Here is a 15,721-nt window from a genome sequence, read left to right on the forward strand (position 1 = left end):
CCTCGGCGTCGGCGTCCGCGTCGCCGTCCGGGGCGGCCCCGGTGCCGGGCGTCTCCGGCGCGGCGTCCGCCTCCGCACCGGCGTCCGGGTCGGCCGGTTCCGCCTCCTCCGCCGCGGGGCGGCGCGGGCGGCCGCGGAGTGAGGCCGTCGAGCGGGCCATCGTGGAGGCCGTTGTGCGGCTTCTCGAGGACGGCGTGCCGTTCTCCGAGCTCTCCATCGAGCGCATCGCCCGCACCGCCGGTGTCGGCAAAGCCACCATCTACCGCCGTTGGGACGGCAAAGAGGCGCTCTTCGTCGACGTCGTCCGTTCCATGGAGCCCGTCGCCCCGCCGCTGCCCGGCACCTCCGTACGGGACGATCTCGTCGCGATCATCGAGATGCTCCGGCAGCGCGGCCTCGCCAAACGCTCCTCCGCCCTCCTGCACAACGTCTTCGCGCAGATGCAGAGCTATCCCCAGCTCTGGGACATGTACCACCGGACCTCCATCGCCCCCCGCCGCGAACGGATGGACGAAGTGCTGCGCCGCGGCATCGCGAACGGCGAGATCCGCGCCGACATCGACTTCGGTCTGCTCGGCGACCTCTTCGTCGGCCCGATGCTCGTACGGACCGTGCTGCGCCCCGGAGACACGCCGGAACAGGGCAGCGCGGAACGGATCGTCGACGCCGTGCTTGAGGGTGTACGCCCCGCCGAAGGCCCGCCCCGCTGACGCCCGTCCGACGCCCATTTGGCCCTCCGCCACCGGCCGTCCGAAGTGTGCGCGTTCTGTCACAGCGTCCCCACCTGCCCCGTTACGAGGAACCCCGTGCGCCGCCCCGTCGTCATCGAGGCAGAACGGCCGTCCGGCGGCGAAGAGGAAATCGCCTCCTATCGCCTAGTGTCGACGGCGAGGTGTGACAGCAAGGCAGTGAGGACAGCTCCATGGCGCAGGCGTACAAGACGGAGACCGCCAACGGCAGCCCCGAGACCGGGCGCACCGGAACACGAGTCCGGAGCCTGCTCCAGGGCTGGCGCGGCGACCGCGGCATCTGGCGGCGCGGCGTCGCCCTCGCCTGCTTCGCCGTCCTCATCGCCCTGTTGATGATCCTGCACGCACAGATCCCCAACCGGATCGGCAACTTGGGCAGCCTCACCGAGACGTTCCTGCCGTGGCTCGGCGTGTTCATCCCGGTGATCCTCGTCGTCGCCGTCCTGCGGCGCTCGGTCACCGCGCTGATCGCCCTGCTGCTCCCGGCCGTCGTCTGGCTCAACCTCTTCGGCGGGCTGTTGTCCAACGACAAGGCGGCCGCGGGCGGCAATCTGACCGTCGCCACGCACAACGTCAACGCGGGCAACCCCGACCCGGAGGGCACCGCCAAGCAGGTCGCCGCCTCGGGCGCGGACGTGGTCGCGCTGCAGGAGCTGCCGGTCGGTCAGGTCTCCACGTACGAAAAGGCGCTGGCGGGGACGTACAAGTACCACTCGGTGGACGGCACGGTCGGGCTCTGGAGCAAGTACCCGATGACCGACACCGCGCCGGTGGACATCCAGATGGGCTGGACGCGCGCGATGCGCTCCACGGTGCGGACGCCGGAGGGTGCGGTCGCGTTCTACGTCGCTCACATGCCGTCCGTACGCGTCAAGGTCCACGCCGGCTTCACCGCCAACCAGCGCGACAACAGCGCCGACGCGCTGGGCGAGGCCATCTCCCGGGAGAAGGTCGGCAAGGTCGTGCTGCTCGGCGACCTCAACGGCACGATGAACGACCGCTCCCTGAACGCGGTCACCTCCCAGATGCGCTCCACGCAGGGCGCGGCGGGCGACGGCTTCGGCTTCAGCTGGCCCGCGTCGTTCCCGATGGCGCGCATCGACCAGATCATGGTGAAGGGCGTCGAGCCGGTCTCCTCCTGGACTCTGCCGCAGACGGACAGCGACCATCTCCCGATCGCCGCACGCGTCCAGCTCTGACGCGAACAAGCCCGGTTATGTGACAGCAACCACCCGTTCATCCGTGGGAACATTCGACGTGCGAGCATTTGTTTCGAAGGAGAACTAACCCCCGGAAAGGCACTCCATGCCCCTCGCGCTGCTCGCGCTCGCCGTATCCGCCTTCGGCATCGGCACCACCGAGTTCGTGATGATGGGCCTGCTGCCCAATGTCGCCGACGACCTCCACACCTCCGTTCCCACGGCCGGCCACCTCGTGTCGGCGTACGCGATCGGCGTCGTCATCGGCGCCCCGCTGCTGACCGCGCTCGGCTCCCGCATCCCGCGCAAGCGGATGCTCCTGCTGCTGATGGCGCTGTTCACGGTCGGCAACCTGGCATCCGCCCTCGCCCCCGGCTTCGGCTGGCTCATCGCCGGCCGCGTGCTCGCCGGGCTGCCGCACGGCGCCTTCTTCGGCGTCGGCGCGGTCGTCGCGGCGCGGCTGGTCGCTGACGGGCGGCAGGCGCGCGCGGTGGCCACGATGTTCCTCGGCCTCACGGTCGCCAACATCGTCGGCGTACCGGCCGCCACGCTCCTCGGCCAGCACCTCGGCTGGCGCGCCACCTTCCTCGTCGTCACGGTGATCGGCCTGGTCGCCATGGCCGCGCTCGCCCGGCTCATTCCGTACGTACCCGTGGACGCGCACCAGAGCGTGGGCCGCGAGCTGCGCGCACTCGGCGACCGACAGGTGCTCCTCGGCCTGCTCACCGCGGTCTTCGGATTCGCCGGCGTCTTCGCGGTGTACTCCTACCTCGCCTCCATGACGACCGAGGTGATGGGCTTCGGTGAATCCTCCGTGACCGTGGTCCTCGCCCTCTTCGGCATCGGCATGACGCTCGGCGCGCTGGCCGCCGGCCCGCTGACCGACCGGGCGCTGCGCCCCACGCTGTACGGGTCGCTGGCCGCGCTCGCGCTGGTGCTGGTGGCGTTCCGGTTCACCGTGCACATCCAGTGGGCGGCGCTGGTCACGGTCGTGGTGCTCGGCGCGGTCGGGTTCATGACCACTACACCGCTCCAGATGCTGGTCATGAAGAAGGCGCAGGACGCCCCGACGCTGGCCTCCGCCTCCAACCACTCGGCCTTCAACCTCGCCAACGCGGGCGGCGCCTGGCTCGGCGGCGCGGCCATCGCGGCCGGCTGGGGCTGGAGCTCCCCGGCTCTGGTGGGCTCGGTCCTCGCCGCGGCGGGCCTGGCGATCGCGGTGACGGCAGGGCTGCTCGACCGTACGCGAACGGGGGCCTCCCGCATCGTCGCCGCGGGAAGCCCCCGTCCGGAGCGTCAGGTCAGCCCGTCGTCTCCCGCCAGCGGTTCGTGATCGGCAGCCGCCGGTCCTTGCCGAAGCCCTTCGCCGAGATCTTGGTGCCCGGCGGGTACTGGCGCCGCTTGTACTCCGCCGTGTCCACCATCCGCAGCGTCTTCGCCACCAGTTCCTCGTCGAAGCCGGCCGCGACGATCGCGTCCTTGCCCTGGTCCCGGTCGACGTACAGCTCCAGGATCCGGTCCAGTACGTCGTAGTCCGGCAGCGAGTCGGTGTCGACCTGGCCGGGGCGAAGCTCCGCGCTCGGCGGCTTGGTGATGGACGCCTCGGGGATCGGCGGCGTCTGCCCGCGCTCCTCGGCGGCGCGGTTGCGCCACTTCGCGAGCCGGAAGACCGTCGTCTTGTAGACGTCCTTGATCGGTCCGTACGCGCCGACGGAGTCGCCGTACAGCGTCGAATAGCCCACCGCCAGCTCGGACTTGTTGCCCGGCGCGAGCACGATGTGGCCCTCCTGGTTGGAGAGCGCCATCAGCGTGGTGCCGCGCAGCCGCGACTGGAGGTTCTCCTCGGCGAGACCGGTCAGGTCGAGCAGGCTCATATACGCGTCGAACATCGGCTCGATCGGCACGGTGCGGAAGTTGAGCCCGGTCCGGCGGGCCAGCTCGGCCGCGTCGCCCTTGGAGTGGTCGGACGAGTACTTCGACGGCATGGAGACGCCGTACACGTTCTGCGCGCCCAGCGCGTCGCAGGCGATCGCGGCGACGAGCGCGGAGTCGATGCCGCCGGACAGCCCGATCAGCACGGAACGGAAGCCGTTCTTGGCGGCGTACGCGCGCAGGCCCACCACCAGCGCGGAGTAGACCTCCTCGTCGTCGTCGAGCCGGTCGGCGTAGCCGCCGGACAGCTCGGCCTCGTACGCGGGCAGCGGCTCCTCGGAGATGACCACGCGCTCGATGCGCAGCCCGTCGTCGACGATGCGTCCATCAGCGGCTCCGCCGCGGGCGGTCGGCGGCTCGGCCGAGGCCGCGGGCAGCTCGAGGTCGAGTACGACGCTGCCCTCCGCGAACTGCGGGGCGCGTGCGACGACTTCGCCGGCGGAGTCGACGACGATCGAGTCGCCGTCGAAGACCAGCTCGTCCTGTCCGCCGATCATCGCGAGATACGCGGTGGTGCAGCCGGCCTCCTGGGCGCGCTTGCGCACCAGGTCGAGACGGGTGTCGTCCTTGTTCTGCTCGTACGGCGAGGCGTTGATGGAGACGAGCAGCCCGGCCCCGGCGGACCGGGTGGCCGGGACGCGGCCGCCGTCCTGCCAGAGGTCCTCGCAGATCGCCAGCGCGACGTCGACGCCGTGCACCCGGATCACCGGCATGGTGTCGCCCGGCACGAAGTAGCGGAACTCGTCGAAGACGCCGTAGTTGGGCAGATGGTGCTTGGCGAAGCTCAGCACCACCTCGCCGCGGTGCAGCACGGCGGCTGCGTTCTGTGGCGACCCGGCGGGCTGGCCGTAGCGCGGCTGGGCCCGCTCGGAACGGTCGAGGTAGCCGACGATGACCGGCAGTTCCCCGAACCCTTCGTCGTCCAGCCGCACGGCGAGCGCCCGCAGCGCCGCCCGGGACGCCTCCACGAAGGACGACCGCAGGGCCAGGTCCTCCACGGGGTAGCCGGTCAGCACCATCTCGGGGAAGGCGACAAGATGCGCCCCCTGCTCGGCGGAGTGCCGGGTCCAGTGCACGATCGCCTCGGCGTTGCCGGAGAGATCGCCGACGGTCGAGTCGATCTGATTCAGAGCGAGGCGTAGTTGAGGCACGCGGTCCAGTGTAATCGTCTGTCTGACGCGATGCCCCGTCGTGTGGTGAGTGCCACCCCACCCCGCGCCACGCCCCGCACCGCCCCGCAGCGAAAGTGCCCGGGGGAGGGGGCCGGGGGAGGAGGCCCGGGGGAGGTGCCCGGCTCAGGGCCCCGCCCCCTGGCCCCAGGACTACGAGCGGTAGGCGACGGTCGTCATCATCCCGGACTCCGAGTGGTAGAGGTTGTGGCAGTGCAGCATCCACAGGCCGGGATTGTTCGCGTCGAAGTCCACGGTCACTTTCCGGTGCGGCAGTACCGCCGTGGTGTCCTTGCGGGCGCCGGACCCGTTGATACCCGCCAGGGCGAAGGTGTGGCCGTGCAGATGGATGGGGTGCCACATCTCCGTGACATTGATGAACACCAGGCGTACCCGCTCGCCGGAGCGGACCGAATAGAGCTCGTCCGGGGAGTAGGGCCTCTCGTCGAAGCCCCAGTCGTACTTCTCCATGCCTCCGGTCAGCTTGATCCTGATGATGCGGTCCGGCCTGCGGCGGTCCAGGGCCACCGACTCTTCGGGTTCGAGTCGGGAGGCCGACTTCAGCACCTTCCGGTCCAGCTCCGCCGGACGCGCGGACGGCGAGGGGAGCGCCCCCTTGCCGGTGCGCAGGACAGCCATCGACGAGGCCTTCTTGCCCTCGGCGAGAGCGGTGAGCGGGAAGACCCCGTCCTTTGCGGTGAACAGCACGTCGTACCGCTCGCCCATGCCCACGAGCAGGGCATCGGTCTCGGTGGGCAGGACGGGGAAGCCGTCGGTGTGGACAACCGTCAGCTTGTGGTCGCCGAGCGCCACCCGGAAGGCCGTCTCACCGCCGGCGTTGATGATGCGCAGCCGGATGCGGTCGCCGGGCTTGGCGGTGAACTGTGAAGGATCGTCCGGCGTACGCCCGTTGATCAGGTAGTGCGGGTAGCCGACATCGCCCGCTTCGCCGCCGAGCAGCCGGCTCGTCGCGCCTCTCAAGATCCGCGACGGGCCTTTCGCCGTCGGGGTCGTGGACGTCGGGGACGGCGTGTACGGCATGGACGGCATGTGATCGCCCGAGTGTCCGGGCATGCCGTGGCTCAGCTCGGCAAGGACCGCCTCCGGTGTGGAGCCGTCGACTCCGTCGAGCCAGTCGTCCAGGAGGACGACCCACTCCTTGTCGTACGACAGCGGCTCGTTGGGGTCCTCCACGATCAGCGGGGCGTACATACCGCGGTCCAGCTGCACGCCCGAGTGCGGATGGAACCAGTACGTCCCCGGGTCGGCGACCGTGAAGCGGTACGTGAACTCGGCGCCCGGGCGGATCGGCTGCTGCGTCACACCCGGCACCCCGTCCATGTCGTTGCGCATCGAGATGCCGTGACAGTGCAGCGAGGTCGACTGCGGCAGGTTGTTGGCGAGGGAGAGCGCGAGGGTGTCACCGGCCGTCAACCGCACCTCCCGGCCCGGTAGCTGGTCCCCGTACGCCCACGACTTGACCTTCCGGCCGCCGCCCAGTTCCAGCGAGGTGGCCGTGGCGGTCACCTTGAAGTTGCGGACAGGACCGGAGCCTCGTTCCTCCTCGCACCGGACGACCTCGGGGCCGTTGGGGGCGACATAGCCCTCGGGGCCGTCGGGGGCGACATAGGCCTGCGTCGTCGCCTTCGGTGTGGCCCCGTGGTCCGGTGTGCTGCCCCCGTGGTTCGTCGACCCGCGGCCGGTGTCCGACGAGTCGGAGCAGCCGGCCAGAACTCCCGTACCGGCGGCTGCGATTGCTGCGCCGAGCACGGCGCGGCGTGTGTGGTGTGCGCGCATGACTGAGTGCACCTCGTGGTGTGTGGTGATGCGTGGCAGATGGCGCGTCTGCTGCTTCGGGTACACCGCTCGGAGCGCGGAGATCCCCAGGCAGCCGGGCGGACTTCTAGATCCGCAGCACCGACAGCCTGGCGAGGAGGGTCTTGCGGGAAGGCGGGTTGGGCCACAGCGCTCGGAATATCCGGGCGTGGCAGACCGCCGGCGGAGTGGCGGGCCCGGGCCGCAGCAGTCCCCCTGCCAGCAGGAAGACGCTGAACGTGTCCAGCACGGCGAGGCACACGGCCATCGGGTCCATGCCCATGCCGGGCAGCTCCGGTCCGGTGCGCGGCAGGACCGCGGGACCGGCGATCTGCTGGTGCACGACAGACGCGATGTGCGCCGTCGAGGAGGCCACCGTGTGCTCCGCGGCCCCGCCGTCGTTCCCCGGCACCGGGTGTCCCACCGTGTGCATCATGGCGATTCCGAAGAGCAGCGCAATGAACAGCAGCAGCTGTCCGAACCGCGCGCGCCCAGTGATCGCCATGTGCGGCACCTTACCCCCACCCGGTATGCATCGCCGTGTGGCCACGCCATCGCCGCTTTCCGGGCCGGTCGGGCACCTCGGTCCAGGACCGGGCAGCCGCCCCGGATCTTGTTCATGGCAGGCTGACCGGCGGTGCCCGCGCCGCCTTCGGCGCGGGAGGAAAGGGGCGGCAGCAGTGAGGTTCGTACGGGTGGGAGGCGTACCGCACCATGTGGTCGTCGAGGGCAGCGGGCCGGTCTGCGTACTGAGCGCCGGGCTCGCGATGAGCTGGTTCGACTGGGACCCGGTGGTGCCGCTGCTCGCGCCGCACCGCACCGTCGTCCGATTCGACCGGCCCGGACACGGGCTGAGTGGCCCGGCCGCCGTGCCGCCGTCCGCCGCCGGGGAGGGCCACCGCATCGCGGGCGTACTGGACGCGCTCGGCCTGGACGGGCCCGCCGCCGTAGTCGGGCACTCGATCGCCGGGTTCCACGCGGAGGCCTTCGCCCGCCTGCACCCCGCCCGTACCGCGGCCGTCGTGCTCGTCGACTCCAGCGTCGAGGAGCACGCGCGCGTGCCCGCGGCGCCCGCGGTCCGTACGGCGGTGGCACGCGGTGTCGGCACCGCCCTGTCCGCCCTGGGCGCGCCAACCGCCCTCGGGCCGCTCACCCGCCGGGCCGTGGTCCGCCTCTCCCGTACCGGCGGCGGCGATCCGGCACCCGCCGCCCTCGTACGCCGCTGCTACGCCACGTCCCGGGTGCTGCGGGGCGCCCTGCTGGAGAACACCCACTACCGCGCTGTCGCCGCCGAACTCCTCGCCCTGCGCGAGCGTCATGCCATGCCGGACGCCCCGGTCGCGGTGCTCGCCGCGGCGGCCGGCGGGGAACGCTGGATCGAGCGGCAGCGCGCACTGGCCCGGCAGCTCGGCGCCCGCTTCGAGGCGGTCGCACCGGCGGGCCATCTGATGATGCTGGACCGCCCGGACGCGGTGGCCCGGGCGATTCTCGGCCTAGCGGGGGCCGGCGGTGACGGGCCAGCCGCAGGGCAGGTCCTGCCGGGCTCCGGTGCGCCTCAGGCGTAGATCCGCTCGACCCACGCGTGAATCTGCTCGTCGTTCAGATGGTGCGCCAGATCGGCCTCGCTGATCATGCCTACCAGCCGCTTGTTCTCGATCACCGGGAGCCGGCGGATCTGGTGGCCCTGCATCTCGTTCAGCACCGCGTCCACATCGGCGTCGGCCTCTATCCAGCGCGGCGTGCCCTGGGCCATGTCCCCCGCGGTGATCTGAGCCGGGTCGTGTCCCATGGCCACACAGCCGACCACGATGTCGCGGTCGGTGAGTATGCCGCAGAGCCGGTCGTCGGCGTCGGCTATGGGCAGCGCGCCCACATTCAGCTCGCGCATCAGCTGCGCCGCACGGTCGAGCGTCTCGTGGGCGGGGATCCACTGAGCCCCTGCGTGCATGATGTCTTTGGCAGTGGTCATGAGCTCTACCTCCTGAGTGCGATATGCCCCCCGGCGCACCCATTGTCGTTGGGCCGTTCGGAGTACGCGACCGCTGCGGGGGCGACGAAGATGCCGCGAAGGCGGTCCCGGACGGCGGCCACTGAAGGCGGCCCCGACGCCCCCGAAAACATGGACGAGCCCTGGCATGGCACTGCTGACCTCGAGGATCACCGGCCGCGAGCTGCCCGTCCGGCAGTGCGTGCGGCGAGTACCGCCACATCCACGTCGGTACGCAGCGCGGCACGGAGCCCGACCGGCTGGTGCCGGCCCACGCGGCCGAGGCGGTCTTCGAGATCCCCGTCGAGACGGTCACCGCGTCCGACGGCACGGCCGACGTCCGCGGCCCGTACGTCCAGGGCCGGCGGGGCGGGCGCTTCGTCTGTCTGACCTGGGGCGAGCTGCCGCCGGGCGGTGAGTTCGCGAAGTTCCGCCGGGCCGAGATCTGCCTCGCCGGCCTGCCCGACGACGCCGTGTCGGGCGGCGCGGTCGAGACCGTGCTCGGACTGTCGAGACCGTGCTCAGACTGACGGACGGGCAGGGCATGCCGCTCTGTGCTTCCGTCCGTCCGCCCCGGATCAGCCGGCGGCCGACCGGGGCGGACGTCTGACACAAGATCAGGCGAGGTTCCAGGTGCTCAGGTGCTCAGGGGCGGGCTTCAGCGCCCCGCTTGCGCAGCAGGTCGGCCATCAGATCGACCTCCGAGCGCTGGGCGTCCACCATCCCCTGGGCGAGACTCCGCTCCGTAGCGACGGCGCAGAGCTTCACACACCCCTCGGCCATGGTGACCCCGCCGTTGTGGTGGCTGATCATCAGTTGGAGATACTCGATCTCGGCCTGCTTGCCGCCGGCCTTCCCGAGCCGCTCCAGGTCCGCTCTGGTCGCCATGCCCGGCATCAGCGAGCCGTCCATGGCCTGGTGCCCACCGCTGTGTCCGGAGTGCGCGCCGTGCTCGTCCTTCCGCATCCAGACCATCGGCTCGCTGTCCGCGGAGACCTTGGGCAGGCCCCACAGATCCAGCCAGCCCAGCATCATGCCGCGCTGGTTGGCCTGGGTGTTGGCGATGTCGTACGCGAGCCGTCGCACCTCGTCGTCCTGCGTGCGGTCCCGCACGATGAAGGACATCTCCACCGCCTGCTGATGATGGACCGCCATGTCGCGCGCAAAGCCCGCGTCCGCCGAAGTCGCCGTCGGCACGAGGGACTTGGCGTCTTTCCCGCCGCCCGCGGAGGCCACCGTGGCGGCCCCCGCGAAGAGCAGAGCGAGCACGACCGCCGTGATCGCCGCCCAGTGCGTACGGGTCGGACCGGTCACTGAGCGCCCAGCCCGCCCGTGCACGCCGCGCCCGGCTCCGGCGTCTGCGCGCCCTGCACGTACTTGGTGAAGAACTGGCTCACGCGCGGGTCGTCCGCACTGTCGACCGTGACCTGCTTGCCCCAGGCACTCAGCATGATCGCGCCGGCCTGGTCCTTGACCGGGCTCATCAGCGAGTACGTCGTCTTCTTCACCCGCTCGCTCAGCTTGGTCACATCCGCGGCCGGAGCCTTGTCGTTGTACGTCACCCAGACCGCGCCGTGCTCCAGCGAGTGCACGGCGTTCATGTCGGCGATCGGCTCCTTGTAGACATCGCCGTTGCAGTTCATCCACACCTGGTTGTGGTCGCCGCCGACCGGCGGCTTCATCGGGTAGCTGACCGCCTTGGTGACGTGTTTGCGGCCGAGCTTCTTCGCGTCCCAGGTCTTCTCACCGGTGACGGGAGCCTTGGCCTCGGCGACCTTCTGGTCCTTCTTTTCCGACTCCTTGTTGAGTACGAAGACGCCGAAGCCGACGAGACCGGCCACGACGACACCGCTGACGGCGATCGTGATGATGCGGCCGCGGCGCTCGCGGGCCTGTTCGGCGCGGCGCATCTGCTCTATTCGGGCCCGGCGGTCGTTGTTGCGGGAAGCCATGGTGGTGTCGTCCTTCGTGAAGTCTGCGGTGATCAAGGGGCTGAGGGGGAGGCGGGGCCTGCTAGGTCCGCAGCACTTGAAGAACGTGAAGGCCGGGGGCGCGCGGCAGCGCCTGCGAGCGGGGCAGCCGGGGCGCGGGCGGCGGCGGGCCGAGGCGCGGGGGCTGCGCCCCCGCGTCGAGAGGGGCGTCCAGCGGCGGCGCGGTGAGCACGGCGGGCTGGACCAGCGGCAGCAGCCCGCAGGCGCCCCTGTCGTACGGGCAGGTGTACGCGGTCTCGACGTCCGACGCGGAAGCCGCGGAGCTGGGGGAGATCGCGGCGGTCACGCCGCCGTGGTGGAGGCTGGACGGGCTCGCTGCCGGGCTCGGACAGAGAAAGAGCGCGCCGAGGAGCGTCGCCACGGCACTGAGCAGCGCCGTGGGACGCGCGGTGCGCGCGATGTGGTTGAGCCGCGGACCCCCCATGGCCGCAGATCGTAGTGTGCGGGGGAGTCCGGCACCTCATATGGGGCCGGATATGGGGCCGGATATCGCCGGGAAACGCCTGTGAGCGAGGTATCGGGGCACCTCAGGGTCGTCTCAGGGCACGCCCTGACCCACAATGGGCTCAGCCGGTACAGCGGCCTTTGGACGGGGCACGCAACGCGCCTGAAACCCGCGGGTGGCATGCTCGTAAGGAGCAGGCGGCTTGACCAGCAAGGATGGGTGAAAATGGATAAGCAGCAGGAGTTTGTGCTCCGCACGCTCGAGGAGCGCGACATCCGCTTCGTGCGCCTGTGGTTCACCGATGTTCTCGGCTTCCTGAAGTCGGTCGCGGTGGCTCCCGCCGAGCTGGAGCAGGCCTTCGACGAAGGGATCGGCTTCGACGGCTCCGCGATCGAGGGCTTCGCGCGGGTCTATGAGTCCGACATGATCGCCAAGCCGGATCCGAGCACGTTCCAGATCCTGCCGTGGCGCGCCGAGGCCCCCGGCACGGCGCGGATGTTCTGCGACATCCTGATGCCGGACGGGTCGCCGTCCTTCGCCGACCCACGCTTCGTACTGAAGCGCATCCTCGCCAAGACCTCCGACCTGGGCTTCACGTTCTACACCCACCCGGAGATCGAGTTCTTCCTGCTGAAGAACAAGCCGCTCGACGGCACCCGCCCCACGCCCGCCGACAACTCCGGCTACTTCGACCACACCCCGCAGAACGTCGGCATGGACTTCCGCCGGCAGGCGATCACCATGCTCGAATCGATGGGCATCTCGGTGGAGTTCAGCCACCACGAGGGCGCGCCGGGCCAGCAGGAGATCGATCTTCGGTACGCGGACGCGCTCTCCACGGCCGACAACATCATGACGTTCCGCCTGGTGATGAAGCAGGTCGCGCTGGAACAGGGTGTCCAGGCGACGTTCATGCCGAAGCCGTTCAGCGAGCACCCCGGCTCCGGGATGCACACCCACCTCTCCCTCTTCGAGGGCGACCGGAACGCCTTCTACGAGTCGGGCGCGGAGTACCAGCTCTCCAAGATCGGCCGCTCCTTCATCGCGGGCCTGCTCAACCACGCCGCGGAGATCTCGGCCGTGACGAACCAGTGGGTCAACTCCTACAAGCGCATCTGGGGCGGCTCGGCCCGCAGCGCGGGCGCGGGCGGCGAGGCCCCTTCGTACATCTGCTGGGGCCACAACAACCGCTCGGCGCTGATCCGTGTCCCGATGTACAAGCCGGGCAAGACGGGCTCGGCCCGGGTCGAGGTCCGCTCCATCGACTCCGGCGCGAACCCGTACCTGACGTACGCGGTGCTGCTGGCGGCGGGCCTGAAGGGCATCGAGGAGGGCTACGAACTCCCGGCCGGCGCGGACGACGACGTGTGGGCGCTCTCGGACGCCGAGCGCCGGGCGATGGGGATCGAGCCGCTGCCGCAGAACCTCGGCGAGGCGATCACGCTGATGGAGCGCAGCGAGCTGGTGGCGGAGACGCTGGGCGAGCACGTCTTCGACTTCTTCCTGCGCAACAAGAAGCAGGAGTGGGAGGAGTACCGCAGCGAGGTCACCGCGTTCGAGCTGCGGAAGAACCTGCCGGTGCTTTAGCCGGGCAGCCACTGGGTCAGAACTGGACCTCTGTGGGGATGCGAAGCGCGTGGTGTGCGGTGACCCTGGAGGGGCGGGGGCACATGCACGAGGAGGATGACCGAATGTCCATGATGGACAAGCTCAAGAGCATGCTCAAGGGGCATGAGGGACAGGCCGACAAGGGCGTCGACAAGACGGGTGACTACGCCGACGAAAAGACCCGGGGAAAGCACCGTGGCCAGGTGGACACCGGCCAGGACAAGCTGAAGGAGCAGTACGGCTCGGACCGCCGGGATGAACCGCCCCGGACCTGACCGCGCCCTCATTGGGGCAACTGCTCAGATACGGCAAGGAACGGCTGGTCGCGCGCACGCGGTACTCGTGCGCCGCCGGCCGTTGCCGTTCGCGCCCTCGATGTGCGGCGCGCCGGGTGACCACCAGCCGTGAACGTCGGGAGCGCCGAGCCGTCCCGCTCAGCGGTCGGCCAGTGGTGCCGGGGCCTGCTGGACCACCCAGCCGTTGCCGTCGGGGTCCTTGAAGAACATGAACGAGTTCCAGGTGTCGTCGCTGCCGTCCTCCCAGCCGTTCGCGCCCAGGTGCTGGACGTTGCTGGCCTCCACGCCACGGTCGGTCAGTTCGGCGTGGGCCGTGTGGATGTCCGTCACGCACAGCTGGAGGCCCTGGAGCAGCCCCATCTCCTGGTTCAGGGACCTCGGCGGCGACGTAGCCCGGCCGGCGGCTCACCGGATGCCGCCTCGCCGGGGAACCGGCAAGGTGGCTCCAGCAGGACTTTCCCGCACAGATGAGGGCCCACTGAGGCGCGACGCCACGGGTACCGAGTCGGCGAGGGCTGCCGAAATCTGTTCGGCGACGAGGGAAGTGCCGGCCGCATCGCATTGTTGGTACCCATCCGTATCGAGGAGCCATGGTGCACTCAAACGCTGAACACCCCGGCGATGTCATCGCCCGGCTGCGTGCCACCTTCCGCACCGGGCGTACCAAGCCGCTCTCCTGGCGTAGGGAGCAGCTGATCGCCCTGCGGACCATGCTGACGGAGCACAGTCAGGAATTCGCCGCCGCGCTCCATGCGGACCTGGGCAAGAGCGAGCGCGAGGTGTTCCGTACCGAGATCGGCTCCACCGTGGGCGAGATCGACCACACCCTGGAACACCTGGAGGAGTGGCTGCGGCCCGAGCCCGTCGAGGTTCCCGAACGTCTCCGTACGGCGACGGCATGGACGGTGCATGACCCGTTGGGTGTCGTACTGGTCATCGCGCCCTGGAACTATCCGGCGCACCTGCTGCTCGCGCCGGTGGTCGGCGCGCTCGCCGCGGGCAACTGCGTCGTCGCCAAGCCGAGCGAGCTGGCTCCGGCCACCTCCCGGGTCATCGCCGAGCTCCTGCCGCAGTTCGTCGACAGCGACGCGCTGGCAGTGGTGGAAGGTGCCGTCCCGGAGATCACTGCCCTGCTGGAGCAGCACCTCGACCACATCTTCTACACCGGCAACGGAACCGTTGGCCGCATCGTGATGCGCGCGGCCGCCGAGCACCTCACCCCGGTGACTCTGGAACTCGGCGGGAAGTCGCCCGCGTTCGTCGACCAGGGCACGAACCTGCAGACGGTGGCCTCCCGGCTCGTGGCCACGAAGTTCCTCAACGCAGGGCAGACCTGCGTAGCCCCGGACTATGTGCTCACCGACCCGGTGACCGCGAGCAAGCTCGAGGACGCCTTGGAGACGGCTGTGCAGCAGACGTACGGCGACGATCCGGCTGCCTCGCCCGAATACGGCCGGATCGTCAACGAACGGCACTTCGACCGGCTGACCGGCTTCCTCGGCTCGGGCCGTCCGGTCGTCGGGGGCGAGCACGACCGCGCGAGCCGCTACCTCGCCCCGACCGTACTGGCGGGAGTGGCGCCGGACTCCCCGGTCATGTCCGAGGAGATCTTCGGCCCGATTCTGCCGATCGTGGAGATCGCCGGCCTCGACGAGGCCATCGCGTTCATCAACGAGCGGGACAAGCCGCTGGCGCTGTACGCGTTCACGGAATCCGCCACAACCCGCGACCGGTTGCTGGCGGAGACCTCCTCGGGTGGCGTCGGGTTCGGCCTCCCGCTGGCTCATCTCACGGTGTCCGATCTGCCTTTCGGAGGTGTCGGCGAGAGCGGCATGGGCAACTACCACGGCCGCTACTCGCTGGAGACGTTCAGCCACCGAAAGGCTGTGCTGGACATGCCGCTCGGCTGAATCGCCCGGCACCTACGGAGTTGGGCCGATGTCTGCTCCGGTCACGGGGCGCGGTGCCTCGCGGCGGCCGGGTGGCTCGTGCGCGCATGAACAGGCCGCTTCGTGCGGTCCAGAGCATGCGCGGGTTCCTGGGCCGGCGGGGGGCGAACTCGCACCGCTCAGCGGTCGGCCAGTGGTGCCGGGGCCTGCTGGACCACCCAGCCGTTGCCGTCGGGGTCCTTGAAGAACATGAACGAGTTCCAGGTGTCGCCGCTGCCGTCCTCCCAGCCGTTCGCGCCCACGTGCTGGACGTTGCTGACCTCCACGCCACGGTCGGTCAGTTCGGCGTGGGCCGTGTGGATGTCCGTCACGCACAGCTGGAGGCCCTGCAATGAGCCGGGCTCCATATCGCGTCCGCCGGGGGCGGCAGGCATGCCCGCGAGGAGGGCGATCGAGCAGCGGGAGCCCGGTGGGGTCAGCTGGATGATGCGGGTTTCTTCGCTGATGCGGGTGTCGACGTCGACCTTGAAACCGCAGTTGTCCTCGTAGAAGCTCTTCGCCCGGTCCAGGTCCGTGACCGGGACTGGGACGACTTCCAGCGTCCATTCCATCGGTGCTGCTCCCTATCACTGAGCGAATCA

General features: G+C 70.2%; 17 protein-coding genes and 1 pseudogene. 9 read left to right on the forward strand and 9 right to left on the reverse strand.

The window, feature by feature from the left end; translation table 11 throughout:
* The first annotated feature begins 41 nt into the window (after positions 1-41).
* The 3 genes from J7E87_RS30510 (at position 42) to J7E87_RS30520 (ending at position 3,281) form a co-directional block, all read left to right on the forward strand.
* Positions 42-710, forward strand: coding sequence for a TetR/AcrR family transcriptional regulator (locus tag J7E87_RS30510; RefSeq protein ID WP_215097933.1), 669 nt, complete (start codon positions 42-44; stop codon positions 708-710).
* A gap of 212 nt (positions 711-922) precedes the next feature.
* Positions 923-1,948 (forward strand): endonuclease/exonuclease/phosphatase family protein, encoded by a 1,026-nt coding sequence (locus J7E87_RS30515; protein ID WP_215097840.1) that lies wholly within the window; start codon positions 923-925, stop codon positions 1,946-1,948.
* Between the two features lie 106 nt (positions 1,949-2,054).
* On the forward strand, positions 2,055-3,281 hold the full coding sequence (locus J7E87_RS30520) for an MFS transporter (RefSeq protein WP_215097841.1): 1,227 nt from the start codon (positions 2,055-2,057) through the stop codon (positions 3,279-3,281).
* Here the strand turns inward: J7E87_RS30520 and J7E87_RS30525 are convergent.
* The 3 genes from J7E87_RS30525 to J7E87_RS30535 all read right to left on the reverse strand — a co-directional run bounded on the left by J7E87_RS30525 (position 3,250) and on the right by J7E87_RS30535 (position 7,369).
* Complete coding sequence (locus J7E87_RS30525) at positions 3,250-5,031, reverse strand: NAD+ synthase (RefSeq protein WP_215097842.1); 1,782 nt, start codon at positions 5,029-5,031, stop codon at positions 3,250-3,252. The genes J7E87_RS30520 and J7E87_RS30525 overlap by 32 nt on opposite strands.
* A 171-nt stretch (positions 5,032-5,202) precedes the next feature.
* Positions 5,203-6,846, reverse strand: a complete 1,644-nt coding sequence (locus tag J7E87_RS30530; protein WP_215097843.1) for a multicopper oxidase family protein — start codon at positions 6,844-6,846, stop codon at positions 5,203-5,205.
* A gap of 106 nt (positions 6,847-6,952) precedes the next feature.
* Positions 6,953-7,369, reverse strand: coding sequence for a hypothetical protein (locus J7E87_RS30535; RefSeq protein WP_215097844.1), 417 nt, complete (start codon positions 7,367-7,369; stop codon positions 6,953-6,955).
* A gap of 175 nt (positions 7,370-7,544) precedes the next feature.
* On the opposite strand from J7E87_RS30535, the gene J7E87_RS30540 reads away from it, so the two are divergent.
* Positions 7,545-8,429, forward strand: a complete 885-nt coding sequence (locus J7E87_RS30540; RefSeq protein WP_215097845.1) for an alpha/beta fold hydrolase — start codon at positions 7,545-7,547, stop codon at positions 8,427-8,429.
* Here J7E87_RS30540 and J7E87_RS30545 read toward each other — a convergent pair.
* Positions 8,420-8,833, reverse strand: a complete 414-nt coding sequence (locus tag J7E87_RS30545; RefSeq protein WP_215097846.1) for a CBS domain-containing protein — start codon at positions 8,831-8,833, stop codon at positions 8,420-8,422. The genes J7E87_RS30540 and J7E87_RS30545 overlap by 10 nt on opposite strands.
* 281 nt (positions 8,834-9,114) lie before the next feature.
* Between J7E87_RS30545 and J7E87_RS35650 the strand changes: the two genes are divergently transcribed.
* Together J7E87_RS35650 and J7E87_RS35655 are read left to right on the forward strand one after the other, a co-directional pair.
* Positions 9,115-9,381 carry a DUF5990 family protein gene (locus J7E87_RS35650; RefSeq protein ID WP_374195243.1) on the forward strand — a complete coding sequence of 89 codons (267 nt, stop codon included), beginning with the start codon at positions 9,115-9,117 and terminating at the stop codon, positions 9,379-9,381.
* Positions 9,369-9,461: a DUF5990 family protein gene (locus tag J7E87_RS35655; RefSeq protein ID WP_308313134.1), complete on the forward strand. Its 93-nt coding sequence runs from the start codon at positions 9,369-9,371 to the stop codon at positions 9,459-9,461. The genes J7E87_RS35650 and J7E87_RS35655 overlap by 13 nt, the downstream gene beginning before the upstream one ends.
* Before the next feature lie 35 nt (positions 9,462-9,496).
* On the opposite strand, the gene J7E87_RS30555 is transcribed toward J7E87_RS35655, so the two are convergent.
* The 3 genes from J7E87_RS30555 to J7E87_RS30565 form a co-directional block, all read right to left on the reverse strand.
* Positions 9,497-10,165: a DUF305 domain-containing protein gene (locus tag J7E87_RS30555; protein ID WP_215097847.1), complete on the reverse strand. Its 669-nt coding sequence runs from the start codon at positions 10,163-10,165 to the stop codon at positions 9,497-9,499.
* Complete coding sequence (locus J7E87_RS30560) at positions 10,162-10,803, reverse strand: DUF3105 domain-containing protein (protein ID WP_215097934.1); 642 nt, start codon at positions 10,801-10,803, stop codon at positions 10,162-10,164. Before J7E87_RS30560 ends, J7E87_RS30555 begins: the two co-directional genes overlap by 4 nt.
* Positions 10,804-10,864: 61 nt before the next feature.
* Positions 10,865-11,266, reverse strand: a complete 402-nt coding sequence (locus J7E87_RS30565; protein WP_215097848.1) for a hypothetical protein — start codon at positions 11,264-11,266, stop codon at positions 10,865-10,867.
* 246 nt (positions 11,267-11,512) lie between these two features.
* On the opposite strand from J7E87_RS30565, the gene glnA reads away from it, so the two are divergent.
* Together glnA and J7E87_RS30575 are read left to right on the forward strand one after the other, a co-directional pair.
* Positions 11,513-12,874, forward strand: coding sequence for a type I glutamate--ammonia ligase (glnA, locus tag J7E87_RS30570; RefSeq protein ID WP_215097849.1), 1,362 nt, complete (start codon positions 11,513-11,515; stop codon positions 12,872-12,874).
* A 104-nt stretch (positions 12,875-12,978) separates the two neighbouring features.
* Positions 12,979-13,170: an antitoxin gene (locus tag J7E87_RS30575; protein WP_215097935.1), complete on the forward strand. Its 192-nt coding sequence runs from the start codon at positions 12,979-12,981 to the stop codon at positions 13,168-13,170.
* A 159-nt stretch (positions 13,171-13,329) separates the two neighbouring features.
* On the opposite strand, the pseudogene J7E87_RS30580 reads toward J7E87_RS30575, so the two are convergent.
* A pseudogene (locus tag J7E87_RS30580) lies at positions 13,330-13,548 on the reverse strand (VOC family protein); the annotation flags it as partial.
* Between the two features lie 233 nt (positions 13,549-13,781).
* Between J7E87_RS30580 and J7E87_RS30585 the strand changes: the two are divergent.
* Positions 13,782-15,101, forward strand: a complete 1,320-nt coding sequence (locus J7E87_RS30585) for an aldehyde dehydrogenase family protein (protein WP_215097851.1) — start codon at positions 13,782-13,784, stop codon at positions 15,099-15,101.
* A 158-nt stretch (positions 15,102-15,259) separates the two neighbouring features.
* Here the strand turns inward: J7E87_RS30585 and J7E87_RS30590 are convergent, their stop codons facing one another.
* Complete coding sequence (locus tag J7E87_RS30590) at positions 15,260-15,691, reverse strand: VOC family protein (RefSeq protein ID WP_215097852.1); 432 nt, start codon at positions 15,689-15,691, stop codon at positions 15,260-15,262.
* Positions 15,692-15,721: the final 30 nt, after the last annotated feature.

Source organism: Streptomyces sp. ISL-1, from assembly GCF_018614585.1.
Classification (GTDB): Bacteria; Actinomycetota; Actinomycetes; order Streptomycetales; family Streptomycetaceae; genus Streptomyces; species Streptomyces maoxianensis.

Excerpts from the sequence above, each read along its gene's own strand:
- J7E87_RS30515 (WP_215097840.1), top strand. The coding sequence starts at position 923 with ATGGCGCAGGCGTACAAGACGGAGACCGCCAACGGCAGCCCCGAGACC.
- J7E87_RS30520 (WP_215097841.1), top strand. The coding sequence starts at position 2,055 with ATGCCCCTCGCGCTGCTCGCGCTCGCCGTATCCGCCTTCGGCATCGGC.
- J7E87_RS30530 (WP_215097843.1), bottom strand. The coding sequence starts at position 6,846 with ATGCGCGCACACCACACACGCCGCGCCGTGCTCGGCGCAGCAATCGCA.
- J7E87_RS30535 (WP_215097844.1), bottom strand. The coding sequence starts at position 7,369 with ATGGCGATCACTGGGCGCGCGCGGTTCGGACAGCTGCTGCTGTTCATT.
- J7E87_RS30545 (WP_215097846.1), bottom strand. The coding sequence starts at position 8,833 with ATGACCACTGCCAAAGACATCATGCACGCAGGGGCTCAGTGGATCCCC.
- J7E87_RS30560 (WP_215097934.1), bottom strand. The coding sequence starts at position 10,803 with ATGGCTTCCCGCAACAACGACCGCCGGGCCCGAATAGAGCAGATGCGC.
- J7E87_RS30565 (WP_215097848.1), bottom strand. The coding sequence starts at position 11,266 with ATGGGGGGTCCGCGGCTCAACCACATCGCGCGCACCGCGCGTCCCACG.
- glnA (WP_215097849.1), top strand. The coding sequence starts at position 11,513 with ATGGATAAGCAGCAGGAGTTTGTGCTCCGCACGCTCGAGGAGCGCGAC.
- J7E87_RS30575 (WP_215097935.1), top strand. The coding sequence starts at position 12,979 with ATGTCCATGATGGACAAGCTCAAGAGCATGCTCAAGGGGCATGAGGGA.
- J7E87_RS30585 (WP_215097851.1), top strand. The coding sequence starts at position 13,782 with ATGGTGCACTCAAACGCTGAACACCCCGGCGATGTCATCGCCCGGCTG.
- J7E87_RS30590 (WP_215097852.1), bottom strand. The coding sequence starts at position 15,691 with ATGGAATGGACGCTGGAAGTCGTCCCAGTCCCGGTCACGGACCTGGAC.